Genomic DNA, 24,956 nt, shown 5'->3' with positions numbered 1-24,956 from the left:
AACCGCTGAAATTAAAATTATGCAAATAAGAAAATTCATTATATATCTAGTACTCATGGTCGTAGTAAAAAGCTATGGCCAAGAGTTAAACTTACCTGTATTCACACAGTATTTAGCAGATAATAATTTTGTGATATCTCCAACTTACGCTGGTATTGGGGATAATGTTAAACTTAGGTTTAATGGCTTAACACAGTGGGTTGGTATAGAGAATGCACCTGATAACCAAGCGTTTTATGGGGATGTAAGAATTGCCGATAGAACAGGAGTGGGGTTGTCTTTGTATAATGATAGAAATGGAAATACCCTCCAGTCGGGTTTAAAAATTTCTTTTGCACACCATATTATTTTGGATTATTATTCAAAGCAATATTTGTCCTTTGGTTTATCTTATAATTTGAATAGTTTTAAGCTAAATATTCACAACTTTGACGGAGGTTATGAAAATCAGGTTATAGATGGGGCCGTAACAGACGATCGCCGAACTTCTAATAATAACTTCGATGTGGGATTATTGTATAGAAATAAAGGCTATTTTCTAAGTTTTAATGCAAACAACATTTTACCTAAAGATATCGATGAAGCCATCCGTACTTTAGAGCCTGATTTGTTACTTAATTATCAAATCTATTCAGGTATTACTTTAGGAAGAAAATATGGTAGAGTAGAATATGAACCTTCTGTGTTTTACCAAATGTTTAGCTCGGATAAACGTTCTAGTACCGATGTGAATTTTAAAGTTAGAGCTTATAACAGAAAAGAAGATTACATTTGGGGAGGCGTATCTTACCGATTCTTAAATGATCAATTTCTAAAACCGCTTAGTATCGGACCAATGGCAGGCTTTCAAAAGGGTATGTTTTATTTCGGATATGCGTATCAAGTAACCACAAATGATATCGGTGCATACAACTCTGGAACACACCTAATAACCTTAGGTTTAAACTTCTTACAAGGTATTAGTAACTGTCCGTGTACACAAAGCCCTATTCATTATTAATTGTTAGTGTGTAAGTACCATGATATATAACAAGAAGTTTATTCGTGTAAAAAACTTGCTTTAAAAAATATGGGCCTTCTTGAATAGATTATAAATAAAAGTTGGTTACTCAAAATTCATTAAATATGGAATTGAGTAGCCAACTTTTTTATTGAGCATAATTCTAGACTTATGGTTGTACAAGTTCTTGAATTCTTTCTTGTAATAATTCTTGGTCTTGTAATGTTTCCCATCCAAACATGGAGATTAACATAACAATAAATACGATATATAATACTCCTAAAACAATACCAATAATAGCTAATATCTTTCCAACTTTTACATTTTGGTATCCTGTATAAAGTTCTGGGTTTTCGGCATATAATTTAGCGGCTTTGTTAGCCAATACGATGGCTACAATACCAAGTGTTATGCTAACAATACCATAACAGCAGCACAAAGGAATAGATAGTATTCCAAATACTAAAATAAGGGTTGAATTGGGGAGTTTTTGTTGTTCCATATGTAATTGATTAATTGGTTATAAATGTTTTTATTATAAAACTGGTAATAATTATAAAACCATTAAGGATGGCTAAAACTGTAATAATTTTATTTCCATATTTTATGTTTTTTACAGCATGAATGGCAATAAGTCCAAAAAGGAGAATCAGCGTATAAATAGCTGGGTACATTTTAAAAGCTGCTATAAAATCACCTTGTAAAATAAATGCTAGAGACCTTTGAATACCACAACCTAAGCATTCAAAACCTAAATACTTTTTATTGAAACATGGTAGCATGTATTCTTCCATAGAAGGTAAAATAATCTGATTTTGATGAAACGAAAATACTAAAACGTACGAAATATAGCCTGATTTTTATCCATAAGAAATTCTTCTTACTGGATTTTATTTTTAAGAATTTAAAATGAGTCCTAAATTTTACCGTAATTTGTACATGATTCAATTATCATAAAGATCATGAAATACCTAAATTATATTCTCATTGTTATAGGCGCTTTTGTAGCGATGTATGCTAAAACCAATGCTAATCAAAATCAATATGTATTAATTGGAGGTATTGTAGTGCTTATGCTTGGGATTTATAGAGTGGCTAGAACGGTACCAAGTAAAAGTGATCATGAAGATTTAGATAACCAAGACCATGATGCCTTATGAATTTTAAAATAGGTGATTATGTTTTGGTTTTGGATGAAGATATTTCTGGAACCGTAAGTCAAATTAAAACACAAACCATCACCATTGAAACCGAAGATGGATTTTTGTTAGAATTCCAAAGCAATGAGTTGGTTAAAAGTCAAAAAGAAGCTGATTTAACAGGTTTATTTTCTAAATCGAGTATTCATTCAGTTATTTCAGAAAAAGAGCAACCAAAGCGTAAACAGCAGGTTAAAAGACGTACTAAAGACAGGTACGAGCCCACTATGGAAGTTGATCTACACATTCATCAACTGATAAAGTCTACCCGAGGGATGACTAATCACGATATGTTGACCTTGCAATTAGATACCGCTAGGCATAAACTAGATTTCGCTATTTCGAAACGTATTCAAAAAATAGTGTTCATTCACGGCGTGGGTGAGGGGGTGCTTAAAACAGAACTGGAGTATTTATTCGGGCGCTATAACAACGTCAAATTTTACGATGCCAATTACCAGAAATATGGTCTAGGAGCCACCGAAGTTTATATTTACCAGAATGTTTCAGCCGATTAGTTGAACACAGGATTTGCTGTAACGGTTTTGGTTAAAGCACTGTCTTCTAATTCACCGAAATCAAGTTCATCAGCCGATAAAATATCAATATCAATATTTCTAAGAATGACAGTTACCTTGTAATATTGCGTGTAAACATGACCTCTATAACCCGTTGCAGGAACTACTGTTGCTACTTGTGGGTTAAGATAATCTGGTCCTATAGCGCTATTAGTGATATCGTTAGCAGGGTTATTATCTGTGGAGTCGTTTTCTTCGTCACGTGTCTTTACACCGTCACCATCATCATCATCGTCTAAGTAATCTGGAATACCATCGCCATCGGTGTCCTGAGCATCACTCGGATCGCCATCACCATTAGGGTCTGGGTTTTCATCCTTGGTTAAAATATTATCACCATCATCGTCGGCATCAAGATAATTTGGAATACCATCATTATCTGTGTCGACTTTGGTTATATCTCCGATATTATCTGGGTCTTCCAATGCAGAAAGGATACCATCATCATCAGCTTCCGTTAAAACGGTTTTAACATCGGCTATCCCACTGGTACTTTGAATGTCTTTTGTAATATCTACTTCAGAATTAGGTACATCGCTACAAAATAAATCATTTGGTAACGTCGTGTTACTATACGTTCTATAATTGAAAGGGTTTGTGGAACTAATAATATAATCCTCCTCAAAAATACCACCAGCATCTACAGTGAGAATATCATCTAAAGTAACGCCTGTGAGTTTTAGAGAAAGCGATTCTGAGGGGTCATCTTTTGTTTTATAAAATACTAAGTTATCTATGCCACAACTATAAAAAGTGTCATCAAAATCTAATTCTATTGTAATGATATCACCGTCATCACAAGATAAATTAAACACTAAACTCAATAAAGTTAAGACAAAATACAGTTTACGCATAGCATGTTATTTTAGGCAAAAATAATGGAATTGTAAATTATAACGCATCATATTGATAATAATTTTATTTGAATTACTTTTGAGCTTAAAACATAATTTCACAAGTAAGATGGTACAGGTTTATTTTGATAATGCAGCGACAACGCCTCTTAGAGATGGGGTAATTACAGGTATGGCTGAAGTTATGAAAAGTCAATTTGGTAACCCATCTTCATCACACAGCTTTGGCCGCTTATCAAAAACTTTAGTAGAAAAATCGAGAAAAACCATAGCGAAATACTTAAATGTATCTGCTGGTGAAATTATTTTTACATCTGGAGGCACAGAAGCCAACAACTTCATTTTAAAAAGTGCTATAAAAGATTTAGGCATAACACACATTATCACGTCGCGTATAGAACATCATGCAGTTTTAAATACCGTACAACAATTGGAATTAGATAATTCGATTAAAGTAAGTTATGTGAATTTGGATGCCTATGGTGATGTCGATTTTAATCATTTGGGAGCATTACTCCAAACTGAGGATAAAACCTTAGTGAGTTTGATGCATATTAATAATGAAATTGGTAATATCTTAGATTTAAAACGTGTTTCAGACCTGTGTAAAGCGCACCAAGCTTTATTTCATACCGATGCCGTTCAATCTATAGGACATTATAAATTGAATTTAGAGGCTATTGCCGTGGATTTTCTAACGGCTTCTGCTCATAAGTTTCATGGTCCTAAAGGCTTAGGATTTGCTTTTATTAGAAAAAACTCTGGAATACAACCCTTAATTGTAGGTGGAGAGCAGGAGCGTGGCCTTCGAGCTGGAACAGAAAATGTGCCTAGCATTGTGGGTATGGAAACCGCATTAATTCTAGCTCATAACAATTTTGAAACGGAGTTCGAGTTTTTAAAATCCTTAAAGCACTATTTTATTGAAAAATTAACCACCGAGATTCCTAATATCGCCTTTAACGGACAGTCTAATGATTTAGAAAAAAGTAGCCATACCTTATTAAATGTGCGTTTGCCGTTACCCGAAGATAAGGCAGCTATGATTTTGTTTCAAATGGATTTAAAGGGTGTAGCCTGTTCTCGAGGTAGTGCTTGCCAAAGTGGAAGCACTAAAAAATCACATGTCTTAGAAGCGATACTATGTGATGAAGACTTACAAAAACCATCGCTTCGCTTTTCTTTAAGTGTTTTTAATACAAAAGAAGAGGTTGATTACGTCGTAGATGTTTTAAAGGACTTTGTAAATGCTTAAAATTTCATGGTTGTTCTAACATTAAACACGAGTGGTGTTAAATAATTAGGGATGGCAATTTGTCGTTTACTGTTTACATCTCTAACCCAAGTATTGGTTATGGAGTTTTGAACATCGAAAATGTTAAAGATCTCAATACCGAATGACAATTCCTTGAAAGCTTTTCGCCACCCTTTATTAAATTGTTTATTACGATCCACTACAACATATTGCACACCTAAATCCGCTCGTTTGTAATCGGGTAAGCGTTGTTGGTATTCATAAGGATCGGCGTAACTTGGTGAACCTCCAGGAAGACCTGTGTTATAAACCATGTTCAGATACATTTTCAAGCTTGGTACATTGGGTACATAATCTTGAAATAATGCAGCAAATTTTAAGCGTTGATCGGTAGGTCTAGCAATGTATCCACGGTCATTAATATTTTCTTCAGTTTTTAAAAATCCAAAACTAAACCACGACTCAGTTCCAGGAACAAACTCGCCGTTTATACGCAAATCTAGGCCATAAGCATAGGCTTCAGCATTGTTATTAGCGAGGTATCTGATGCGGACATTTTCAAGGGTATATGGATTAACGTCGGTAAGTTTTTTGTAATATGCTTCCGAAGTTAATTTAAAAGGGCGTTTCCAAATTTTAAAACTGTAATCGTTTCCTATAACCAAATGAAATGATTTTTGAGCTTTAACATCGGGCTGAACCTCACCATACATATCGCGAAGCTCTCGGTAGAAGGGAGGCTGATAATACAAACCTGTGGCTACTCTAAAAAGCATGTCCTTTTTCCAATCTGGTTTTATGGAAAATTGACCTCTTGGACTAAATACGGTTTGATTTGATGAGGAGATACCATCGCCGCTAACCGTCCAATTGTGCATACGAACACCCGCATTGTACCAAACTTGGCTAGATCCTATATTATCACGCTTACTCCATTGCGCATAAGCTTGAATTCTGTTAATTTGAGTGTGATTAAACGCTCTCACGTTTTGAAAGGGTTCTAGTGGCCCCGTGTATGGTTCGTAAGGCTGTTCGTTTGCAGGAATTTTAGGTGGGCGAATTGAAAATCCGGCAGAATCAATAACTTCCCACTCAACCAAGCGGTCTCGAATATCTTCATTAGTATATTTTAAAGACCAATCGATACGGTGGTCTTCAACCTTAAAGTTTCCTTTATGTTCAATGTTGGTTATAAGCGCATCCAGGTCATTTCTCCCATGGGTTAACTGTCCGCCAATGCCTTCACTATATTCAACTTCACCCAAGTCTTCGTCTCCAATATTGGCGTTAACAACACCCAATCGGTATTGTGCTAAAATATCAAAGTGCTCTTGTTCTTGGGTATTATACATAGAGGCGATAAGATGTAAAGTTAACTTGTCGTTCGCAAAATAACTACCTTTAAAAGCGCCAAATAAGGTTTGGTATTGGTCTTTTTCTTGACCTTCATAAAACACTAATAGTGCCATAGGATCGGCTAATGTTCCAAAATTGGTTTGTCGTGTTTCAGGTTCGTAACTGTATTTGTTTAAGGAAGCGTTTCCAAGAAAACTCAAATGAAATTTATCTGAAAATTTATAGGTAAAAAAACCTTGAATATCACCAAAAGCTGGTCTGTAATTAGTTTCGGTTTCTTTAGCATTTACCAATAAACTGTTATCTCGGTATCTCGCTCCTACAATAGCAGAAAATTTAGAGTCTTTACTCATATTTTCAACAGAAACACTGGCGCCTAACAAACTCACGTCGGCATTCGCTTCAAATTGATATGGTGTTTTGTAAGTGATGTCTAATACAGAAGATAGTTTGTCACCATACTTTGCTTGAAAACCACCAGCAGAAAAATCAACATTCTTTACCATATTGGTGTTTACAAAACTTAAGCCTTCTTGTTGTCCCGAACGGATTAAAAAAGGACGATAAACCTCAATATCATTTACATACACTAAATTTTCATCATAATTTCCACCACGAACCGAGTATTGCGTACTTAACTCATTATTATTACTAACGCCAGGTAGGGTTAGCAATAGGTTTTCCACACCAGCATTGGCTCCAGGTATTTTTCTAATGGCTTCAGGATCTAGGGTAGTAATGCCTTCAACTTCTTTTCTTTGTCCGCTATTAATGATGACCGTTGCAATTTGCTCTACAGAAGTATTCAAAATAGGATTAAACTCGTAAGTTTCACCATTTTTTAAATTGAAAACGCTTTCAATATTTTTATAGGAAACATGAGTGAATACAACTTTGATATCCTGATTTGCAGGAATCGATAGTGAATAAAACCCGTTTTCATTGCTTACAGTTCCTTGATTCAGGTACTTGATATTCACCTTGTCAACAGGTAAATTCTGATCATCTAGGATAACTCCTTTTATAGTAGCTGTTTGGGCAGCACTAGTATAAATTAAGACGAAAAATAAGATGGAGGTTAGTAAAGATTTAGCTTTCAAAGGTATGTGTTGGTTTATTTTCTGTAAAATAACGCTTCAAAAGTAGAATTATTTCCCACATTATCGGTTACAATAAGCTTAAAATTGTTTTTAGTTTCGTTAATAATATGATCACTAAAATCGTAAGTTAGTGTGTTGTTTTTATATTCATATTCCATCAAAATCCATTTACCATTAATGGTTGCTCTGTATTTTGAAATGCCTGAAGCATCATCAGAAATCTTAATCTTTAATTCACTATGGTTGCTTATCCATTGCTCATTGCTAAAATTAGCAGGCCTAATAGTAGGAGCAATAGTATCTGAAGCAATCGTGTAGGTTCCTAGTTTTTTCGTGCTGCCAATCAGTAAATTATCTTCTTTTTTTGTAGATATATAACTAGGTTTTTGGATGTTTCCAATAAGTTGAGCAATGTATAATTTACTTCTATCAGCTTCATTATAATGGCTGACATCAAAAGTTATTTTAAAATTCTTTTTAGTGGCTTTAACGTCTTCATGAAGTTTAACCGTATCATTTTTAACTTCAAAATCCATGTAGAAGTTTTCATAAAACGTGTCTTTATAGAAATCAACCGAAACCCGTCCTTCTTTTAAATTTGTAGTTTGGTTGGCATTTATAAAATAAGGCGTCACTTTAGGAGTTTCTGCCTGAGCAAGACTATCTGTTTTACCATTGATATGAATAGTTACCCATGATGAATTGCTTTCAAAATCGGAAACTCGAATTTTATAAACCATACTCGTTTGATCTTGAACTTCCACAATACCATCGTTAACTAATGGTTTAATAATGCTAAGCGGATTATTGATTTTGAATAATTTTTGAATGCGTTTTTTGGATGTTGTATAGGTCTCGTAATCGATGAGTTGATTGATATGCTTAGTTTCACTGAAAGAAAAACGTTTAAAATCAAGCTCATAGTTTTGTGTGCCATTTACAAAGGATTGAATGTTGTATACACCATTTGAATTAGGTGCCAAATCCAACCGGTCTATGGTTTCAATTCCGAATCCAATGTTTCCTATAGCGTCAATAATTTCGGTAGTATAATCGCCTCCTTTTAGAGGTGCTAAGGTTAGTTTTTGCTTGCTGTTTTTTCCATTAATAAAAGATTTATCGTCTAAAGGAAAAGCATAAATGGATTTGACTATTGGGTTTGTGGTGTCTGCGGTATTAATTCCAAAAAGCATCGGGTTCATAGGACGCTCCTCTTTATCACGAATTTCAAAATGCAAATGCGGACCACCAGAACCCCCTGTGTTTCCGCTGTAAGCAACAAGACTGCCTTTGGTAACATTTAAAACCCCAGCTTTAGGAAAATCTTCTATTTCATAAGATTCCTGCTCATATTGCAATTTTTTAACATGAGCTTCTATTTCAGGAGCAAATTTTGAAAGGTGGCCATAAACTGTTGTATAACCGTTAGGGTGTGTGATGTATAATGCTTTTCCGTAGCCCCAATGTGATACTTTTATACGACTGATATAACCATCGGCAGATGCTACCACATTCAAACCCGTGCGATGTTGCGTCTTGATGTCCATACCAGAATGGAAATGGTTGGAGCGTAGCTCTGCAAAAGTTCCAGAAAGAACAATGGGGACTTCTAAAGGGTTGGTAAAATAATCTTGAGGATAATTCGATTGACCATTAGAAAAAAATGAAATAAAAAAAACAGAAAATAGTATGATTCGCATATAAAAAGTATTCGGGCTAAAATATCAATCATGGCATTAAAAAGCAAAGAATAAAACAAAAATCAAGTCACTGTTTATCTATGCTATCGCAAAATGACATTTTAAAATTTTATGAGAAAACAATTGTTATTTAAGCTAAGGTATGTTAACTTTGTGAGGTAAGTATTGAAAATTGTAAATGAGTAATATTGAAGATATTGTAAATTCGTTAGAAGGCAAAATTGAAAAATTACTACGCAAGATGGAGCTTTTAAAGCTTGATAATTTGAAATTATTGGAAGAATTAGAGGTTTCGAAGCAAGAAATTTTGATCCAAAAAGAAAGAAATTCAGATTGGGAAGAAAAATATGAAGCTTTAAAAATGGCAAATTCAATACTCGGTAGTGACGATAATAAAAGAGAAACAAAGCTTAAAATAAATGCCTTAATTCGAGATATTGATCATTGTATTGCTCAATTATCAGATTAAAGCTAGTTAAATTCAATGTCTGAAAAGCTTAAAATAAAGCTATCTATAGCAAATCGTGTATACCCTTTAACCATTGATGCAAGTCAAGAAGAAGGTTTACGAAAAGCTGCTAAAAACATTGAAAATATGATAAAACAATTTGAGCAAAGTTATTCTGTTCGAGATAAGCAAGATGTGTTAGCCATGTGTGCTTTGCAATTTGCAACTCAAGTTGAACAGAAATCTATAGATAAAGAAAATATGTCTGAACATGTTGAAGAGAAGCTTAAAGCTTTAGACAGCCTGTTAGAATCTTATGTATAGACTCTAAACGTTCTTTAAAATAAACTAAAGTTACTGCCTACATTGGTTATTTTTTTTGATAAACTCAACGTTAATTCTTTAAAAAGGGTGAGTTTAAGTTGTAAAAGCATGCTGCATTTTTAGCAGACCCTTGATCAGCTTGTTAGCCCTAAACTTGTTTTTAAGGAGTTTATACAAAATTTTATGCTGGTGTAGGCTTTTTTTATATACGAAAATTAACCAATCAACGATGGATAACTCAATTATATTTGTAGTAGGAGGTGTCGTTTTAGGGCTTGTAATAGGCTTTATAATAGCAAAGACACTAGAGAAAAAAAATGCTTCTAAATTAGTAAAAGAAGCTAAAAAAAATGCCGCTTTAATACTTAAGGAAGCAAAAAGTGAAGGTGAAAACCTTAAAAAAGATAAAATACTTCAGGCAAAGGAAAAATTTATAGAGCTCAAATCAGAGCACGAAAAGGTGATCTTATCACGTGATAAGAAAATGGCTGATGCCGAGAAACGTACCAGAGATAAAGAATCTCAAGTGTCTAGCGAGCTTTCAAAATCTAAAAAACTTAATGAAAGTCTTGAAAGTAAAATAAAAGACTATAATCACAGGCTTGATGTGGTTGAAAAAAAGCAAGAAGAAGTCGATCGTTTGCATAAAAGTCAAGTGCAGCAATTAGAAGTGATTTCTAGTCTTTCTGCAGAAGAGGCCAAAGAGCAATTAGTGGAGTCTTTAAAAGGAGAAGCTAAAAATGATGCCATGGCTTTTGTTCAAAGTGCCTTAGAAGAAGCTAAACTAACAGCAGAGCAAGAAGCTAAGAAAGTGATTATTAATACGATTCAGCGTATTGGTACCGAGGAAGCGGTTGATAACTGCGTTTCTGTATTTAATATCGAATCTGATGATGTTAAAGGACGTATTATTGGTCGTGAAGGTCGTAATATTAGAGCGATAGAGGCTGCAACAGGAGTTGAAATTATTGTTGATGATACCCCAGAAGCTATTATTTTATCTTGTTTTGATTCGGTAAGAAGAGAGGTAGCGCGTTTATCTTTACACAAGTTAGTAACCGATGGTAGAATCCACCCAGCGAGAATTGAAGAGGTGGTTAAGAAAACCCAAAAACAAATCGAACAAGAGATTATTGAAGTTGGTAAACGCACCGTTATCGATTTAGGTATTCATAATTTACACCCAGAACTTATTAAAATGGTAGGTAGAATGAAGTATCGTTCTTCTTACGGACAAAATTTACTACAACACTCGCGTGAAGTTGCTAAACTTTGTGGTGTGATGGCTGCAGAACTTGGTTTAAATCCGAAATTAGCGAAGCGTGCTGGATTACTACACGATATCGGAAAAGTGCCAGATGCAGAAGCTGATATGGAAACACCGCACGCTATTTTAGGTATGCAGTGGGCTGAGAAGTTTAATGAAAAAGCTGATGTATGTAATGCTATTGGAGCGCACCACGATGAAATTGAAATGAAGTCGCTATTAGCACCAATCATTCAAGTTTGTGATGCTATATCTGGAGCTAGACCAGGAGCAAGACGTCAAGTTTTAGACAGTTATATCCAACGTTTAAAAGATCTAGAGGATATTGCATTTGGATTCTCAGGGGTTAAAAAAGCATACGCTATTCAGGCTGGTAGGGAACTTCGTGTTATTGTAGAAAGTGAGAAGGTAGACGATCAAAAAGCTGCTGAATTATCTTTCAGTATTTCGCAAAAAGTTCAAACCGATATGACTTACCCAGGACAAGTAAAAGTTACTGTTATTAGAGAAACTAGAGCCGTTAATATTGCTAAATAGGAATACGTCTCATATTATAAAAACAAAAAATCCAGCAATTGCTGGATTTTTTGTTTATCCATTATCCATTATCCATTATCCATTATCCATTATCCATTATCCATTATCCATTATCCATTATCCATTATCCATTATCCATTATCCATTATCCATTAACCATTAACTATTTCCTAGGATGATACTTTTCAACAACTTCGGTTAAATGACTTCTATCCAAATGCACGTAAATTTCGGTTGTAGTGATGCTTTCATGGCCTAACATAAGTTGAATGGATCTTAAATCGGCGTTGTTTTGTAATAGGTGCGTAGCAAAAGAATGCCTAAAGGTGTGTGGTGAAACTGTTTTTTTTAGTCCAATTTTTTCAACCAATTGCTTAATGATGGTAAATACCATGGCACGGGTTAATTGCTTTCCACGGCGGTTTAAAAAGAGGGTGTCCTCAAAGCCTACCTGTATGTTTAAATGGGTTCTAATTTCCTTTCTATATATGTTAATATACTTTTGGGTGATTTCAACAATAGGCACGAAACGTTGCTTATCGCCTTTACCTGTCACCTTGATGAAACCTTCTTCAAAAAACAAATCGGAAAGCTTAAGGTTGATAAGTTCACTTACCCTTAAACCACAACCGTATAAAGTTTCAAGCATAGCTCTATTGCGTTCGCCTTCAGGTTTACTTAAATCAATGGCTTTTATAATAGCGTCTATTTCATCTTCGGATAAAGTATCAGGAAGTTTTCTACCTATTTTCGGACTTTCAATAAGTTCTAAGGGATTGATTCTGATATAATCTTCAAAAATCAAATAACTGAAAAAGCTGCGTAAGCCTGAAATTAATCGTGATTGTGAACGCGCATTAATGTGTTTTGCCGTTTCGTATATAAATTGTTGTATGGTATCGGAACTAATTGATAGTGGAGAAACAGCATGCTTGTTCGTCTCTAAATAAGTAATGAGTTTCTTTACATCTAACACATAGTTGTCTATAGAGTTTTTCGATAACCCGCGCTCGATGGTGAGATATAATTGATAATCTTTAAGTGCTTGTTGCCACGTCATAGTTGGTAAAAATAGTTAAAAGTTGTGGTATGTAAATCTTCTTGTTATTAAAGAAAGTGTGTTTTAGTTATTTTATAGAAAATCAATGTGCTATTTAATAATTTGTTAATCAATATGTTGAAAAGTTAAACATGTATGTTTTTAATTAGCACAGAATTGTTTTAACTTGTTGAAGTATAAACTATTTAAATATTAATTAATTATGAAAAAATTACTATTTACCTCAATTTTCGGTCTATTCGCATTAATAAGTATGAATGCTCAAACGTTTAAAGTGGGAGGCTCAGTAGGTGTGCCTTTATCTGATGCTTCCGATTTTAGCTCTGTTGTAGTTGGTGCTGATGTATATTATTATTTTACGAATATAGATCAGTTTATTTCAATAGGAGGAAACGTGGGTTTTAGAAACTTTTTTGGAAAGGAATATGACGGCGTTTTAAACCTTGAAAGTGAAGATTCTTTATTTTTACCAGTAGCTGGTGCTGCACGTGTTAAATTATTTGGTTTGTTTTCTGGTGGCGTTGATTTAGGATATGCCTTTGGTCTATCAGATTTTTTAGATGGTGGATTTTATGTGAAGCCAGTAGTTTCTGTTGATGTCGCAGATATCATTGAAGTTTTTGTTTCGTATGAAAATATTTCTGATTATGTTAATTATGGAAATTTAAACTGTGGTGTGCTATTTCAATTCTAAAGTTATATTATAAACTAAAAGGAGGTTTAAAAAGTTATAATACCTTTTAAACCTCTTTTTTATGTAAAATTGATTGCAGTAAATAAGTGACTTACTTAAAGGTATAGGACAATCCGTTCACTAATTGATACTGTGTTGTGGGGATATTTTTCGCAGGATAGGGGTCTAAATTAATAACGTAAGTGAGGTTGAAGTCTAAATTCTCTAACACTTTAATAGATAATCTTCCCATGCCATCAATACGATGGTCCTTAATAAAATCTACTCGAGGTTGATAATATCCTGCTAATTTTACTGAAATATTTTCATTGATGTCATAAACAAAGGAGGCATAACCATTAAATCGAACTTCATAGCGATAGATCGTAGGAAGGTTATCAACTTCATCATCCTCGATATTATCATCTTCATGTTCATATACAAACATCAGATAGGTGCCGAAGGAATACATGAACTTTTTGTTTTTGGTATGCTGAAATCGCGTGCCACTACCAAGAACCATTCTATGGTCGATATTAGCAACCCTATCTACAAATGATTGAACAAAGGATTCCCAAAATAAATTTTCCTTATAACGGTAGTCATATCGAAGCTGTATGGTTGTGTTGTTTACATCATCCTCATTGTCGGTTATTTTCCTATTTATAGAGGTAATTAAGGCTAAGGTATTTTTCTCCTTTTTATATTCAACATAGGAGTAACTGTGCAATGTGAAAATATTTTTCGTGTTTTTTATCAAGCTACCATTCAATTCAATGCCGCCAGAAAACCCAACCGTATCCTTTTCTATAATAAAATTTTCCATATTAAATATTTGACCATAAATAACATGGCTAAACGATAGAATAAGAATAAAAAATGAGGGTTTCACGAAGTTGTATTGCACTTTCTCTATAATACTTTTCACTATTATGTGTTTGCTAACCTTATGAATTCAAAATCGTGTTTAGAAAATCTGCTAAGATTATGCGTTAAATATACAGTTAAATAGTCCTAGAGCAAAATTAAATAATTCCTGAAGCTAAATATTTATCTAAGATTTAGAAAGGAGTTCCATTGTTGTAAAATTTAAAAAGATGTTATTTAAGTGTTTATCAAAAATCTTAATTATATATACGCTTTAAACTTTGAATTTTTTTAATTACAGAAAAGCATTTTATTTTTTTCGTTTTTTAAATGGTAAATGAATGTCAAGTATAACTTTTGTATTTTTACCTTCTATATAAAGTAAATTAATGAAGAAAATAATTATTATCAATGGACCAAATCTCAACCTTTTGGGAAAAAGAGAGCCTGAGATATATGGAAGCTTAAGTTTTCAAGACTATTTTGAAACACTTAAGAGCAAATATCCTAATGTAGAATTAAGCTACTACCAGTCGAACGTTGAAGGTGAACTGATTAACAAATTACATGACGTTGGTTTTAGTTTTGATGGTGTTGTGTTGAATGCAGGTGCGTACACCCATACATCAATAGGTATTGGTGATGCTATAAAGGGTATTGAAACACCAGTGGTAGAAGTTCATATTTCTAACACTTTTAGTCGAGAGGAATTTAGGCATCAATCGTATATTTCTCCTAATGCTAAAGGGGTAATTCTTGGCTTTGGTATGCAAAGTTATGAGCTAGCGATACAAAGTTTTTGATTATAAGAAAAACATTAAAGTTTTATTAAGATTTTTCACATATAATTAACTTTCGTTTTTACTTTTATTGTGATTGTCTTGTGAGAATTTTAAGATGTTGACGTATTAGATTTGTTTTTATTAATCAATAAAACATTTCTATTATGAAACAAAAATTATTCTTATTTGCGTTTACAATGGTGAGTTTGGGACAACTACAAGCTCAAGATTTTAAAATTGCTATTAGTTCAACTTTACCTGTTTTTGACACGACAAGACATGCTGCTGCATTAGATGTTAGTTATGTCTTACCAATTACAGATGCCTTTGAAGTCGGATTGACTTCGGGTTTTGCTACTTGGTTTAAAATGCCAACGTATCAGTTAGGAGGAGGATTACAGGTAGCTAAAGAAGATCAGGCTTCTATGATTCCTGTAGCGTTAACCACACGCTTTAATCTGGTAAAAAGATTAGATATAGGGCTCGATTTAGGTTATGCATTTGCAGTAAATACAGATATAGCGGTTAATGACGGACTTTATTTTGCACCAAAAATTCAATATCAAATTTTTGATTATGCTGATATTGTTTTAGGTTATAGGTTAGCCAATTTTAATGTATTAATTAGTGAAGGAAGCCAATTCTATATAGTTGATAAAACTATGGATATGATTACAGTAGGATTAGAATTTAGGTTATGAAAACTCAAATCATTACAATATTTATATTGTCTACCATGAACTTAGTAGCGCAAACTAATATAAATGAAAAGCAAACCAAAGATTCTAAAGTTGAGAAATCATCATTTTTTAATCAATACAAATTAAACGATGATTGGGCCATTATAGGAGAACGAGAATCTAGGGTAGAAACAGATTATAGTGTTTACGAATTTCCATTACTACTTAAATATAAAGTTACTGAAAAACTAAGTTTACTAATAGGGTCAAAAATTAATCTCTATAATGATATTAATGGGGTTGGGATACCAACGGCATCAGGTGTACTTGGTGTTCAATACGATGCCTCCGAAAACTTATTATTTGAGGCTAAATTTAATCAGCGTTTTACTGGTGAAATACCTATGGAAAAGGATTATACTTTTGGTTCAAAACAATCTTTTACATTGGGTTCGAAATTAAGGTTTTAAATGGCGTTTTCTTTACTTCTCAGAACGTAGGATTGTTTATTTTGTAGAAATCAGACGAATAAAAAAATGCGATTCAAATTTTGAATCGCATTTTATATTTTTAATCCCGTCCGGGTAAAAGTTCCTCCCTTTTGAGGAGGCTAGGAGGGGCTCTTCTTATAAATGTATAACTTCATCGTAAGCATCAGCAACAGCTTCCATTACCGCTTCACTCATAGTTGGGTGAGGGTGAACTGTTTTTAATACTTCATGACCAGTAGTTTCTAATTTTCTACCTAAAACAGCTTCAGCAATCATATCGGTAACACCAGCACCAATCATGTGGCATCCTAACCATTCGCCGTATTTAGCATCGAAAATTACTTTAACAAAACCTTCTTTGTTTCCAGAAGCACTTGCTTTTCCAGAAGCAGAGAATGGGAATTTTCCAACTTTAATATCGTATCCTTCTTCAATGGCTTTAGCTTCAGTTAAACCTACTGATGCAATCTCAGGAGATGCGTAAGTACAACCTGGAATATTTCCGTAGTCGATAGGCTCAGTATGTAATCCAGCTAATTTTTCAACACAAGTAATTCCTTCAGCAGAAGCAACGTGTGCTAAAGCTTGTCCTGGAACTACATCACCAATAGCGTAATAACTAGGAATATTAGTTTGGTAGAAATCGTTAACTAATATTTTATCTCTATCTACAACAATACCAACATCTTCTAAACCAATGTTTTCAATGTTAGATTTGATTCCCACAGCAGATAATAAAATATCGGCTTCAAGAGTTTCTTCGCCTTTTTTAGTTTTTACAGTAGCTACAACACCTTCTCCAGAAGTATCAACAGATTCTACAGAAGAATTTGTCATCACCTTAATTCCAGATTTCTTTAATGAGCTTTCAAAAGCTTTAGAAATGTCTTTATCTTCAACAGGTACTACGGTTGGCATAAACTCTACAATAGTAACTTCTGTTCCCATAGAGTTGTAAAAGTGTGCAAACTCAACACCAATAGCTCCAGAACCAACAACAATCATTTTCTTAGGTTGTTTTGGTAAAGACATGGCTTGACGGTAACCAATCACTTTTTTACCATCTTGAGGTAAATTAGGTAATTCACGAGATCTTGCTCCAGTAGCAATAATAATGTTATCAGCGCTGTATTCTGTCACAGTACCATCTTCAGCAGTAACATCTACTTTTTTTCCTGTTTTAATTTTACCAAAACCTTTAATAATATCGATTTTGTTTTTCTTCATTAAAAACTGAACACCTTTACTCATACCTTCAGCTACGCCACGGCTACGTTTAATAACCGCTTCAAAATCTTTATCGATAGCTTCAGCTTTCAATCCGTATTCATCAACGTGTTTTAAATAGTCATAAACTTGAGCACTTTTTAATAAAGCTTTTGTAGGAATACATCCCCAGTTTAAACAGATTCCTCCAAGGTTTTCTTTTTCAACAATCGCTACTTTAAATCCAAGTTGCGAGGCTCTAATTCCTGTTACATATCCGCCAGGACCACTTCCAATAATGATGATGTCGTATTTACTCATTTGTTATTTTTTAGGCTACGAATTTACGAAATCGAAACCGAATATGGAATAATGTCCGTTTAATTTTTACATCTTTATCTTACCTTTGTTAAGCAAGTTTTATTTTATGAATATACCAAGAACAAGTTATCCCCGCATGGTTATTATAGGCGGAGGTTTTGCTGGGGTCGCCTTAGCTAAAAAATTATCTAAGCAAGAAGTACAAGTCGTACTACTAGACAGAAATAATTATCATAATTTTCAACCACTTCTATATCAAGTGTCTACTGGCGGTTTAGAGCCAGATTCTATAGCTTACCCGATTCGTAAAATTTTAAAAAACTTTCCTAATTTTTATTTCCGATTAGCCGATGTTGAGTTTATAGATACGGAGAACAACGAATTAAAAACGAACATTGGACATCTTAAATTTGATTATTTAATCGTGGCTTCGGGTTCAGAGACCAATTATTTTGGGAATTCTGAAATTGAAAAACACAGTATGGCCATGAAAACCATACCCCAATCTTTAGATTTGAGGAGTTTGATTCTGGAAAATTTTGAAGATGCTTTATTGACTTCTGATTTAAATGAACGCAACGCCTTAATGAATTTTGTTATTGTTGGTGGAGGACCTACAGGGGTGGAATTAGCAGGTGCTTTGGCTGAAATTAAAAAAGGCATTCTTCCTAAAGATTATCCCGATTTAGATACCCGAATGGCACAAATTAATTTAGTGCAATCCAGCGATTGTTTACTTAAAGGAATGAGTGCAGAAGCTTCGGAAAAAGCCGAAGAGTTTCTTGAGAAATTAGGTGTAAATGTCTGGAAAAATTTGCGAGTTACAAGCTATGACGGTAGGGTGGCTACCACGAATACCGATTTAACTTTTAGAACCGAAACTTTAGTTTGGGCAGCGGGTGTAAAAGGAGCTTTAATTAAAGGTTTGGATAGTGCATCTTTTGTAACGAGAGGAAACCGTATTTTGGTAAATGAGTTTAATCAAATAAAAGGTTTTGAAAATATTTTTGCCGTTGGCGATATTGCTTGTATGGTTACCGACGGATTCCCTAATGGCTTCCCTATGATGGCACAACCGGCTATTCAGCAAGGCGAACAATTGGGTGATAATCTACTTCGTTTACTTGAGGAAAAACCAATGAAGCCTTTTAAATATTCAGATAAAGGCGCTATGGCAACTATAGGTCGAAATAAAGCTGTTGTGGATTTAAAAAAGTTTAAATTTCAAGGTGTTTTTGCTTGGTATGTGTGGATGTTTGTACATCTGTTCTTTCTTATTGGGTTTAGAAACCGAATGGTCGTTTTTATAAATTGGGTTTATAATTATGTGCGTTTTGATCGAGAAGCACGTTTAATTATTAGACCTTATCGAAAAAAATTGAAGGAAAAAATATAGAACCCACCTAAGTAGCAATTTAGTGTTTCGGAATAAAAGTTAAAGCGACACCATTGATACAATGTCTTTTACCTGTGGTGTTTCTAGGACCATCGTTAAAAACATGACCGAGATGTCCGCCACATGTAGCACAATGTTCCTCTGTGCGGGTATAGCCTAAATCGTTATCGGTTGAAAAAGCGACGTTGCCTTCAATTTCTCTATCGAAACTTGGCCATCCTGATCCAGAGTCGTATTTATGTTCACTTTTAAACAATGGTGTATTACAGGCTTTGCATACATAGGTTCCTGCTTGTTTGTTTTTATTTAGCAGACTACTATATCTAGGCTCTGTACCTGCCTGACGTAATACATGGTATTCCATGTCTGTTAATTGTGCTTTCCATTGTGCATCCGTTTTGGTAATTTCGTATGTTTCAGAAGTTCTATTTTTGGGTTTTTGAGCCGAAGAGTTACAATTAAATAATAGAAAGCAAAGTGCAACAAGAATTTTGTACATAAGATTACATTTAATATATTATTATAATCTGTCGTATATATTTATGGTTCTTAACAAAATTGATTTTTAAACAATTTAAATCAATAGCGTTAAATTTTTTGATTAATATGATATATTTTAGCTAATCGAAAATAACTCTATCTAAATAAATTTTAACAATGCTAAAGTTTAAAACTATAGTTTCATTACTAGTAATAACCCTTATTTATTCATGTGCAACAAATCCGTTTACAGGGAAAAAAACCATGGCTTTGGTACCTAATTCCGATTTGTTTCCAACGTCATTCGCACAATATAATCAGTTTTTGTCTGAACATAAAGTTGTAACAGGTACTAAAGACGCCCAAATGATTACACGTGTTGGCGAACGTATAGCGGCAGCTTCTGAACGTTGGTTAAATGCCAATGGTTACCATGGGTATTTAAATGATTATAAATGGGAGTATCACTTAGTAGATGATAAAACAGAAAATGCTTGGTGCATGCCTGGTGGAAAAATCGTTTTTTACACAGGTATTTTGCCTGTGGCAAAAAATGAAACAGGTGTGGCTGTAATTATGGGGCATGAGGTTGCACATGCTTTAGCAAATCATGGACAACAACGTATGAGCGCCGGTATGTTACAACAGTTTGGAGCTGTTGCAGGAAATGTGGTGTTACAAAATGAAAGTGATAGAAATTTGTTTAATCAATATTATGGTGTAGGTTCACAGGTAGGTGTTATGTTGCCTTTTAGTAGAAGTCATGAAACGGAAGCTGATAAAATAGGATTGTATATTATGGCTGTAGCAGGTTACGATCCAACAGAAGCAGCAGCACTTTGGCAGCGTATGAAAGCTAATAGTGCAGGAGGGGCTCCACCTGAAATACTTAGTACGCACCCTTCAAACGATTCGCGTATAGCGAACTTACGAGCTCTTGCTCCTAGTGCTATTGCGGAAGCTAAAAAGTTTGGAGTAACTAAATTTAGAGAATAGATTTAGTTGATCTTGGAAAAATAAACTCAAATTAAAATATTTGTTTACTTTAGAAGCTGCTAAAAAATGAGCAGCTTTTTTTATGGAAAATATTAAAAAAGGAAGTAAAAAACTTCTAAATGCCTGGGCATTTTACGACTGGGCGAATTCTGTATATACCTTAACCATTGCATCATCGCTTTTTCCGATTTTTTATTCGTCATTATTTCTTTCCGAAGTAAAAACTGTAGTGGCTTTTGGTTTTGAATTGAAAAATACAGCCCTTATCACTTTTGTTACTGCTTTTACTTTTTTAGTGGTTTCTGTGTTATCACCTTTATTATCAGGAATTGCCGATTACGTTGGAAATAAGAAAAACTTCATGAAGTTTTTCTGTTACCTAGGAAGTGCAGGCTGTATCGGTTTATATTGGTTTAGCTTAGAGCATATCCATTTGAGTTTGGTATTTTATTTTATGGGCTTACTTGGGTATTGGGGGAGTTTGGTGTTTTATAATTCTTATTTGCCAGACATTGCCTTTAAGGAGCAGCAAGATCATATTAGTGCGAAAGGATTTTCTTTAGGATATATAGGAAGTGTTATTTTGTTAGTCATTAATTTAGCTATGGTTATGAGCCAGGAAACAGGTGAAGCTAAAAGGTTAATGATGCGCTATGCTTTTGTTTCAGTGGGGATATGGTGGGTTTTGTTTAGTCAGTATTCCTTTTATTATTTACCTAAAGGGACTAATAAAGGAGCGAAAGTAACGCGTGCTATTGTGTTTAACGGATTTAGAGAACTGCGCGAAGTATGGCGTGATTTACAAAACAACTTGAGGTTGAAACGTTATTTATATGCTTTTTTTGTATTTAGTATGGCTGTGCAAACCATTATGCTAGTAGCCGTATATTTTGGTGAGGAAGAAATAAGTTGGGGTAGTGACGATGAAAAAACAACAGGACTAATTGTGAGTATTTTAGTGATTCAGTTGGTTGCTATTTTAGGAGCTTTTTTAACTTCAAAGGCCTCTGCAAAGTTTGGTAATATTAAAACACTAATCTATGTTAATGTCATTTGGGTTGCCATTTGTTTTTATGCTTATTTTATGCATTCACCCATGGAATTTTATATTGCAGCTGCATTTGTAGGCTTAGTCATGGGAGGGATACAGTCTTTAGCGCGATCAACTTACTCTAAGTTTTTGCCAAAAACAGAAGATACGACTTCGTATTTTAGTTTTTTCGATGTTGCTGAAAAAATTGGAATTGTAATTGGTATGGTTATTTATGGAACCATCGATCAAATAACAGGGAGTATGCGTAATTCCATTTTATTTTTGTTTGTGTTCTTTTTAGGAGGTATTTTATTGTTGTTACGTGTCCCAAAAGAAACTGTCAAGACTACTTAGCTAATGTCTAAATAGTCCTGACAAAATCTCAAATAATTACACCAATTCCAGTGCGTTTTCGCGTAGTTTTTTGGCGGCCTTTACTAAGTTTTTAAGCGCTGTTTTGGTTTCTGGCCAATCTCTAGTTTTTAATCCGCAATCGGGATTTACCCAAATATGTTCTTTAGGAAGTACATTTTTCGCTTTATTAATAAGATGTTCAATTTCTTCTAAAGAAGGGACTCTTGGCGAGTGAATATCATAAACACCAGGCCCAATTTCATTAGGATATTTGAAATTAACAAAAGCGTCAAGTAATTCCATTTCCGAACGGGAGGTTTCAATGGTAATAACATCGGCATCCATATCAGCAATATTTGAAATGATATCATTAAATTCAGAATAACACATGTGTGTGTGAATTTGGGTTTCATCCTTAACACCAGAGGCTGAAATACGGAAAGCTTTTACTGCCCAGTCTAAATAGGCTTTCCAGTCTTCTTTTCTAATAGGAAGTCCTTCTCGGATGGCTGGCTCGTCAATTTGAATAATTTTTAAACCATTGTTTTCAAGGTCGATGACTTCATCTCTAATAGCTAAAGCGATCTGGTTGCACGTGGTTGATCTGGGTTGATCATTTCTAACAAAAGACCATTGTAATATGGTAACAGGGCCTGTTAACATGCCTTTTACAGGAATATCGGTTAAGGATTGAGCATATTTTGACCATTTTACGGTCATGGCTTCTGGGCGCGAAACATCACCAAATAAAATAGGAGGTTTTACACAACGGCTACCATAACTTTGAACCCAACCAAAATTACTAAACACAAAACCATTAAGTTTTTCACCGAAATATTCAACCATATCATTACGTTCAAACTCACCATGAACTAAAACGTCAAGACCAATATTTTCTTGAAAACGAATGGAGCTTTCAATTTCTTTGGCAATTAACTTATCGTATGCTTCATCAGAAATTAATCCTCTTTTATGTTTTAAACGCCAGCTTCTTACCTCTTTGGTCTGAGGAAAGGAACCAATAGTGGTGGTTGGAAATAGAGGTAGTTTTAAAGCTTCTTTTTGCTTGGCTTGCCTAATCGGGAATCTATTTTCGCGATGCGCATCTGATACTTTAAGGTTTTCAATGCGAGATTTTACAGTCTCGTTATTTATCAGTTTAGATTTCTTTCTATTAAGGTTTGCTAGTTTGTTTTCTTCAAAAAGGTATAAATAACTGTTGTTTTCTTCGGAAGAAAGATGTTTTAATGCGATGACTTCTTCAATTTTTTGTTTTGAAAACGCAAGCCATTGTTTGATTTCAGAATCGATATTTGTTTCAAGATCTAAATCATAAGGCGTATGAAGTAGGGAGCAGGATGTTGAAATCCATAAATTTTCTATTGGTAGCTTTTTTGAAGCTTTTTCAATAAGTTTTAATGAAGCTTCAAAATCATTCTTCCAAATGTTTCTCCCGTCAATGAGTCCTAATGATAAATTGACATGCGGATTGAAGTATTTAGACGCTAAAATATCATCTAATTGAAGCGGGCATCGCACTAAATCGAGGTGAAGGGTGTCTACCGGAAGCTGAAGGGCTGTTTCTAGGTTTTCACCATAGCAATCGAAGTAATTTGCTAGAAATATTTTTAACTTTGGATAACGTTCAGCAATCGCTTTATAGGTTGAAGCAATGGCTTTACGGGCTTGGTTGGATAGGTTTAAAGCAAGACAAGGTTCGTCTATTTGAATGTATTCTACATCTAATGCGGTTAATTCGGTAAGAATTTCGAAATATACAGGTAATAAACGCTCTAGGAGTTCCAGTCTATGAAAGCCTGATTCTTTTTCCTTTCCTAAAAGTAAAAAGGAGACAGGACCTATTAATACAGGTTTTGTTTTAATGCCTAGTTTTAAAGCTTCTTGATACTCATCAATTATTTTTTTTGAAAAGAATTCGAATTGTTGATTTTCTTCAAATTCTGGAACGATATAATGGTAGTTCGTATCAAACCATTTAGTCATTTCCATAGCAGTGACATCAATATGCTCATTTTGAAGGCCACGTGCCATAGCAAAATATAACTCTAAAAAGTTGTCTTTATTGATGTTTTGATAACGCTTAGGGATACAGCCAAATGTTAAACAAGCATCTAGTATTTGGTCGTAAAACGAAAAGTCATTTGAAGGAATATAGTCTACGCCTAAAGATTGCTGTTGTAACCAATTTTGTTTTTTAATGGAAGATGCTGTTTCTTGGAGGGTATGCTCATCTATGTTATGTGCCCAAAAAGCTTCACATGCTTTTTTTAGTTCTCGTTTACGACCTATTCTAGGGTGTCCTAAAATTGTTGTTTTCATAATTTGTTGTAGTTTTTATTACTGTTCAAAATTATGTTTAAAGAATGTTTTTAAGTAATTTAGCTTAAAAATTGGTTCTATATTCTGAAATATGATGATTTGTAAGTTAAATTATCTTTTAAGAAGTTGCGATGCTATGCTAAACAGAAAATAATTCTACAATGATGCTTGATGATATTGATATTCGGATTTTAAAATTACTACAGACAAACTCTAGCCTGACTACAAAAGATTTAGCAGCCAAAGTGAACTTGTCGACGACTCCAGTTTTTGAAAGGGTAAAACGGTTAGAAAAAAACGGTTATATAAAAAACTATATCGCTGTTTTAGATGCCGAAAAGTTGAATAAAGGTCTTATGGTGTTTTGCAATGTAACTTTAAAAGAACACACACGTGAGATTGGTAATCAGTTTGTGAAAGATATTTTATTACTGAAAGAAGTGGTGGAGTGTTATAATATTTCAGGAGATTATGATTTTCTCCTAAAAATAGTGGTAAGTGATATGAAAGAATACCAAAATTTTGTTCTTGATCATTTAGGGGGAATTAAAAATATAGGTAGTGCACATAGTACGTTTGTTATGGGAGAAATTAAAAACACCTACGCTGTTCCTATATAGTACTGTTCAAGGTAGTAAATTGATGAAATAAAAAAACCC

Annotated in this window: 25 protein-coding genes and 1 other RNA gene; 16 read left to right on the top strand and 10 right to left on the bottom strand. The window is 34.0% G+C overall.

From position 1 onward, the window contains the following. Window positions 1-19: 19 nt before the first annotated feature. Window positions 20-1,000, top strand: a complete 981-nt coding sequence (locus JJL45_RS12440) for a type IX secretion system membrane protein PorP/SprF (RefSeq protein WP_067146337.1) — start codon at window positions 20-22, stop codon at window positions 998-1,000. Between the two features lie 169 nt (window positions 1,001-1,169). Here JJL45_RS12440 and JJL45_RS12435 read toward each other — a convergent pair whose 3' ends face one another. Both JJL45_RS12435 and JJL45_RS12430 read right to left on the bottom strand, forming a co-directional pair. Continuing rightward, on the bottom strand, window positions 1,170-1,502 hold the full coding sequence (locus JJL45_RS12435; protein ID WP_068602344.1) for a CCC motif membrane protein: 333 nt from the start codon (window positions 1,500-1,502) through the stop codon (window positions 1,170-1,172). Window positions 1,503-1,512: 10 nt separating this feature from the next. After that, window positions 1,513-1,794 (bottom strand): DUF2752 domain-containing protein, encoded by a 282-nt coding sequence (locus JJL45_RS12430; protein WP_067146341.1) that lies wholly within the window; start codon window positions 1,792-1,794, stop codon window positions 1,513-1,515. A gap of 168 nt (window positions 1,795-1,962) precedes the next feature. Between JJL45_RS12430 and JJL45_RS12425 the strand changes: the two genes are divergently transcribed. Then, window positions 1,963-2,160, top strand: a complete 198-nt coding sequence (locus tag JJL45_RS12425; protein ID WP_068602345.1) for a hypothetical protein — start codon at window positions 1,963-1,965, stop codon at window positions 2,158-2,160. Then, complete coding sequence (locus JJL45_RS12420) at window positions 2,157-2,717, top strand: Smr/MutS family protein (RefSeq protein ID WP_068602346.1); 561 nt, start codon at window positions 2,157-2,159, stop codon at window positions 2,715-2,717. The genes JJL45_RS12425 and JJL45_RS12420 overlap by 4 nt, the downstream gene beginning before the upstream one ends. Here the strand turns inward: JJL45_RS12420 and JJL45_RS12415 are convergent. Continuing rightward, window positions 2,714-3,631 carry a hypothetical protein gene (locus JJL45_RS12415; protein ID WP_068602348.1) on the bottom strand — a complete coding sequence of 306 codons (918 nt, stop codon included), beginning with the start codon at window positions 3,629-3,631 and terminating at the stop codon, window positions 2,714-2,716. The genes JJL45_RS12420 and JJL45_RS12415 overlap by 4 nt on opposite strands. Window positions 3,632-3,740: 109 nt before the next feature. Between JJL45_RS12415 and JJL45_RS12410 the strand changes: the two genes are divergently transcribed. Then, a complete protein-coding gene (locus JJL45_RS12410; protein WP_068602350.1) occupies window positions 3,741-4,886 on the top strand; it encodes a cysteine desulfurase family protein in 1,146 nt (381 codons plus the stop codon). Here JJL45_RS12410 and JJL45_RS12405 read toward each other — a convergent pair. After that, window positions 4,883-7,342: a TonB-dependent receptor gene (locus JJL45_RS12405; protein ID WP_068602352.1), complete on the bottom strand. Its 2,460-nt coding sequence runs from the start codon at window positions 7,340-7,342 to the stop codon at window positions 4,883-4,885. The genes JJL45_RS12410 and JJL45_RS12405 overlap by 4 nt on opposite strands. Before the next feature lie 14 nt (window positions 7,343-7,356). Continuing rightward, window positions 7,357-9,042 carry a M23 family metallopeptidase gene (locus JJL45_RS12400; RefSeq protein WP_068602354.1) on the bottom strand — a complete coding sequence of 562 codons (1,686 nt, stop codon included), beginning with the start codon at window positions 9,040-9,042 and terminating at the stop codon, window positions 7,357-7,359. Between the two features lie 178 nt (window positions 9,043-9,220). Here JJL45_RS12400 and JJL45_RS12395 point away from each other — a divergent pair, with 178 nt between their 5' ends. From JJL45_RS12395 to rny, 4 genes are all read left to right on the top strand, one after another. After that, entirely contained in the window at window positions 9,221-9,511 is a 291-nt protein-coding gene (locus tag JJL45_RS12395; protein WP_067146355.1) for a hypothetical protein, read from the top strand. Window positions 9,512-9,526: 15 nt separating this feature from the next. Further along, complete coding sequence (locus JJL45_RS12390) at window positions 9,527-9,814, top strand: cell division protein ZapA (RefSeq protein WP_067146357.1); 288 nt, start codon at window positions 9,527-9,529, stop codon at window positions 9,812-9,814. 62 nt (window positions 9,815-9,876) lie between these two features. Beyond that, window positions 9,877-9,985: non-coding RNA, 6S RNA (gene ssrS, locus JJL45_RS12385), on the top strand. Window positions 9,986-10,043: 58 nt separating this feature from the next. Further along, window positions 10,044-11,618, top strand: a complete 1,575-nt coding sequence (gene rny, locus JJL45_RS12380) for a ribonuclease Y (RefSeq protein ID WP_067146359.1) — start codon at window positions 10,044-10,046, stop codon at window positions 11,616-11,618. A gap of 163 nt (window positions 11,619-11,781) precedes the next feature. Here the strand turns inward: rny and xerD are convergent, their stop codons facing one another. Continuing rightward, on the bottom strand, window positions 11,782-12,678 hold the full coding sequence (xerD, locus tag JJL45_RS12375) for a site-specific tyrosine recombinase XerD (protein ID WP_068602356.1): 897 nt from the start codon (window positions 12,676-12,678) through the stop codon (window positions 11,782-11,784). A gap of 202 nt (window positions 12,679-12,880) precedes the next feature. Here xerD and JJL45_RS12370 point away from each other — a divergent pair, with 202 nt between their 5' ends. Next, window positions 12,881-13,372 (top strand): hypothetical protein, encoded by a 492-nt coding sequence (locus JJL45_RS12370; protein WP_067146363.1) that lies wholly within the window; start codon window positions 12,881-12,883, stop codon window positions 13,370-13,372. A 91-nt stretch (window positions 13,373-13,463) separates the two neighbouring features. Here the strand turns inward: JJL45_RS12370 and JJL45_RS12365 are convergent, their stop codons facing one another. After that, complete coding sequence (locus JJL45_RS12365) at window positions 13,464-14,177, bottom strand: DUF481 domain-containing protein (protein WP_068602357.1); 714 nt, start codon at window positions 14,175-14,177, stop codon at window positions 13,464-13,466. 430 nt (window positions 14,178-14,607) lie between these two features. Here JJL45_RS12365 and aroQ point away from each other — a divergent pair, with 430 nt between their 5' ends. The 3 genes from aroQ to JJL45_RS12350 all read left to right on the top strand — a co-directional run bounded on the left by aroQ (window position 14,608) and on the right by JJL45_RS12350 (window position 16,150). After that, window positions 14,608-15,021 carry a type II 3-dehydroquinate dehydratase gene (gene aroQ, locus JJL45_RS12360; protein WP_068602359.1) on the top strand — a complete coding sequence of 138 codons (414 nt, stop codon included), beginning with the start codon at window positions 14,608-14,610 and terminating at the stop codon, window positions 15,019-15,021. Window positions 15,022-15,164: 143 nt separating this feature from the next. Beyond that, window positions 15,165-15,701, top strand: coding sequence for a hypothetical protein (locus tag JJL45_RS12355; RefSeq protein WP_068602361.1), 537 nt, complete (start codon window positions 15,165-15,167; stop codon window positions 15,699-15,701). Continuing rightward, entirely contained in the window at window positions 15,698-16,150 is a 453-nt protein-coding gene (locus JJL45_RS12350) for a hypothetical protein (RefSeq protein ID WP_068602362.1), read from the top strand. Before JJL45_RS12355 ends, JJL45_RS12350 begins: the two co-directional genes overlap by 4 nt. A 156-nt stretch (window positions 16,151-16,306) precedes the next feature. Here the strand turns inward: JJL45_RS12350 and lpdA are convergent, their stop codons facing one another. Next, window positions 16,307-17,698: a dihydrolipoyl dehydrogenase gene (lpdA, locus tag JJL45_RS12345; protein WP_068602365.1), complete on the bottom strand. Its 1,392-nt coding sequence runs from the start codon at window positions 17,696-17,698 to the stop codon at window positions 16,307-16,309. 106 nt (window positions 17,699-17,804) lie between these two features. On the opposite strand from lpdA, the gene JJL45_RS12340 reads away from it, so the two are divergent. Continuing rightward, the gene (locus tag JJL45_RS12340; protein WP_068602367.1) at window positions 17,805-19,094 is read left to right on the top strand and encodes an NAD(P)/FAD-dependent oxidoreductase; all 1,290 of its coding nucleotides are present in this window, start codon (window positions 17,805-17,807) and stop codon (window positions 19,092-19,094) included. A 19-nt stretch (window positions 19,095-19,113) separates the two neighbouring features. On the opposite strand, the gene msrB is transcribed toward JJL45_RS12340, so the two are convergent. Continuing rightward, window positions 19,114-19,593, bottom strand: a complete 480-nt coding sequence (gene msrB, locus JJL45_RS12335; protein WP_068602369.1) for a peptide-methionine (R)-S-oxide reductase MsrB — start codon at window positions 19,591-19,593, stop codon at window positions 19,114-19,116. 158 nt (window positions 19,594-19,751) lie between these two features. Here msrB and JJL45_RS12330 point away from each other — a divergent pair, with 158 nt between their 5' ends. Both JJL45_RS12330 and JJL45_RS12325 read left to right on the top strand, forming a co-directional pair. Then, window positions 19,752-20,570, top strand: a complete 819-nt coding sequence (locus JJL45_RS12330; RefSeq protein WP_068602371.1) for a M48 family metallopeptidase — start codon at window positions 19,752-19,754, stop codon at window positions 20,568-20,570. Between the two features lie 82 nt (window positions 20,571-20,652). After that, window positions 20,653-21,957, top strand: a complete 1,305-nt coding sequence (locus JJL45_RS12325; RefSeq protein ID WP_068602374.1) for an MFS transporter — start codon at window positions 20,653-20,655, stop codon at window positions 21,955-21,957. Window positions 21,958-21,993: 36 nt separating this feature from the next. On the opposite strand, the gene metE is transcribed toward JJL45_RS12325, so the two are convergent. Beyond that, the gene (gene metE / locus JJL45_RS12320) at window positions 21,994-24,297 is read right to left on the bottom strand and encodes a 5-methyltetrahydropteroyltriglutamate--homocysteine S-methyltransferase (protein ID WP_068602376.1); all 2,304 of its coding nucleotides are present in this window, start codon (window positions 24,295-24,297) and stop codon (window positions 21,994-21,996) included. 161 nt (window positions 24,298-24,458) lie between these two features. On the opposite strand from metE, the gene JJL45_RS12315 reads away from it, so the two are divergent. Next, window positions 24,459-24,917 (top strand): Lrp/AsnC family transcriptional regulator, encoded by a 459-nt coding sequence (locus tag JJL45_RS12315; protein WP_068602378.1) that lies wholly within the window; start codon window positions 24,459-24,461, stop codon window positions 24,915-24,917. Window positions 24,918-24,956 lie beyond the last annotated feature (39 nt).

Origin of the sequence: Tamlana sp. s12, from assembly GCF_016767215.1 — a bacterium.
GTDB classification, from domain to species: Bacteria; Bacteroidota; Bacteroidia; order Flavobacteriales; family Flavobacteriaceae; genus Pseudotamlana; species Pseudotamlana agarivorans.
Note: the sequence above shows the minus strand (reverse complement) of the source record. Positions and strands in the feature narration are given on the sequence as shown.

Coding starts and splice junctions, on each gene's coding strand:
- JJL45_RS12440 (WP_067146337.1), top strand. CDS start 20: ATGCAAATAAGAAAATTCATTATATATCTAGTACTCATGGTCGTAGTA.
- JJL45_RS12435 (WP_068602344.1), bottom strand. CDS start 1,502: ATGGAACAACAAAAACTCCCCAATTCAACCCTTATTTTAGTATTTGGA.
- JJL45_RS12430 (WP_067146341.1), bottom strand. CDS start 1,794: ATGGAAGAATACATGCTACCATGTTTCAATAAAAAGTATTTAGGTTTT.
- JJL45_RS12425 (WP_068602345.1), top strand. CDS start 1,963: ATGAAATACCTAAATTATATTCTCATTGTTATAGGCGCTTTTGTAGCG.
- JJL45_RS12420 (WP_068602346.1), top strand. CDS start 2,157: ATGAATTTTAAAATAGGTGATTATGTTTTGGTTTTGGATGAAGATATT.
- JJL45_RS12415 (WP_068602348.1), bottom strand. CDS start 3,631: ATGCGTAAACTGTATTTTGTCTTAACTTTATTGAGTTTAGTGTTTAAT.
- JJL45_RS12410 (WP_068602350.1), top strand. CDS start 3,741: ATGGTACAGGTTTATTTTGATAATGCAGCGACAACGCCTCTTAGAGAT.
- JJL45_RS12400 (WP_068602354.1), bottom strand. CDS start 9,042: ATGCGAATCATACTATTTTCTGTTTTTTTTATTTCATTTTTTTCTAAT.
- JJL45_RS12395 (WP_067146355.1), top strand. CDS start 9,221: ATGAGTAATATTGAAGATATTGTAAATTCGTTAGAAGGCAAAATTGAA.
- JJL45_RS12390 (WP_067146357.1), top strand. CDS start 9,527: ATGTCTGAAAAGCTTAAAATAAAGCTATCTATAGCAAATCGTGTATAC.
- rny (WP_067146359.1), top strand. CDS start 10,044: ATGGATAACTCAATTATATTTGTAGTAGGAGGTGTCGTTTTAGGGCTT.
- xerD (WP_068602356.1), bottom strand. CDS start 12,678: ATGACGTGGCAACAAGCACTTAAAGATTATCAATTATATCTCACCATC.
- JJL45_RS12370 (WP_067146363.1), top strand. CDS start 12,881: ATGAAAAAATTACTATTTACCTCAATTTTCGGTCTATTCGCATTAATA.
- JJL45_RS12365 (WP_068602357.1), bottom strand. CDS start 14,177: ATGGAAAATTTTATTATAGAAAAGGATACGGTTGGGTTTTCTGGCGGC.
- aroQ (WP_068602359.1), top strand. CDS start 14,608: ATGAAGAAAATAATTATTATCAATGGACCAAATCTCAACCTTTTGGGA.
- JJL45_RS12355 (WP_068602361.1), top strand. CDS start 15,165: ATGAAACAAAAATTATTCTTATTTGCGTTTACAATGGTGAGTTTGGGA.
- JJL45_RS12350 (WP_068602362.1), top strand. CDS start 15,698: ATGAAAACTCAAATCATTACAATATTTATATTGTCTACCATGAACTTA.
- lpdA (WP_068602365.1), bottom strand. CDS start 17,698: ATGAGTAAATACGACATCATCATTATTGGAAGTGGTCCTGGCGGATAT.
- JJL45_RS12340 (WP_068602367.1), top strand. CDS start 17,805: ATGAATATACCAAGAACAAGTTATCCCCGCATGGTTATTATAGGCGGA.
- msrB (WP_068602369.1), bottom strand. CDS start 19,593: ATGTACAAAATTCTTGTTGCACTTTGCTTTCTATTATTTAATTGTAAC.
- JJL45_RS12330 (WP_068602371.1), top strand. CDS start 19,752: ATGCTAAAGTTTAAAACTATAGTTTCATTACTAGTAATAACCCTTATT.
- JJL45_RS12325 (WP_068602374.1), top strand. CDS start 20,653: ATGGAAAATATTAAAAAAGGAAGTAAAAAACTTCTAAATGCCTGGGCA.
- metE (WP_068602376.1), bottom strand. CDS start 24,297: ATGAAAACAACAATTTTAGGACACCCTAGAATAGGTCGTAAACGAGAA.
- JJL45_RS12315 (WP_068602378.1), top strand. CDS start 24,459: ATGATGCTTGATGATATTGATATTCGGATTTTAAAATTACTACAGACA.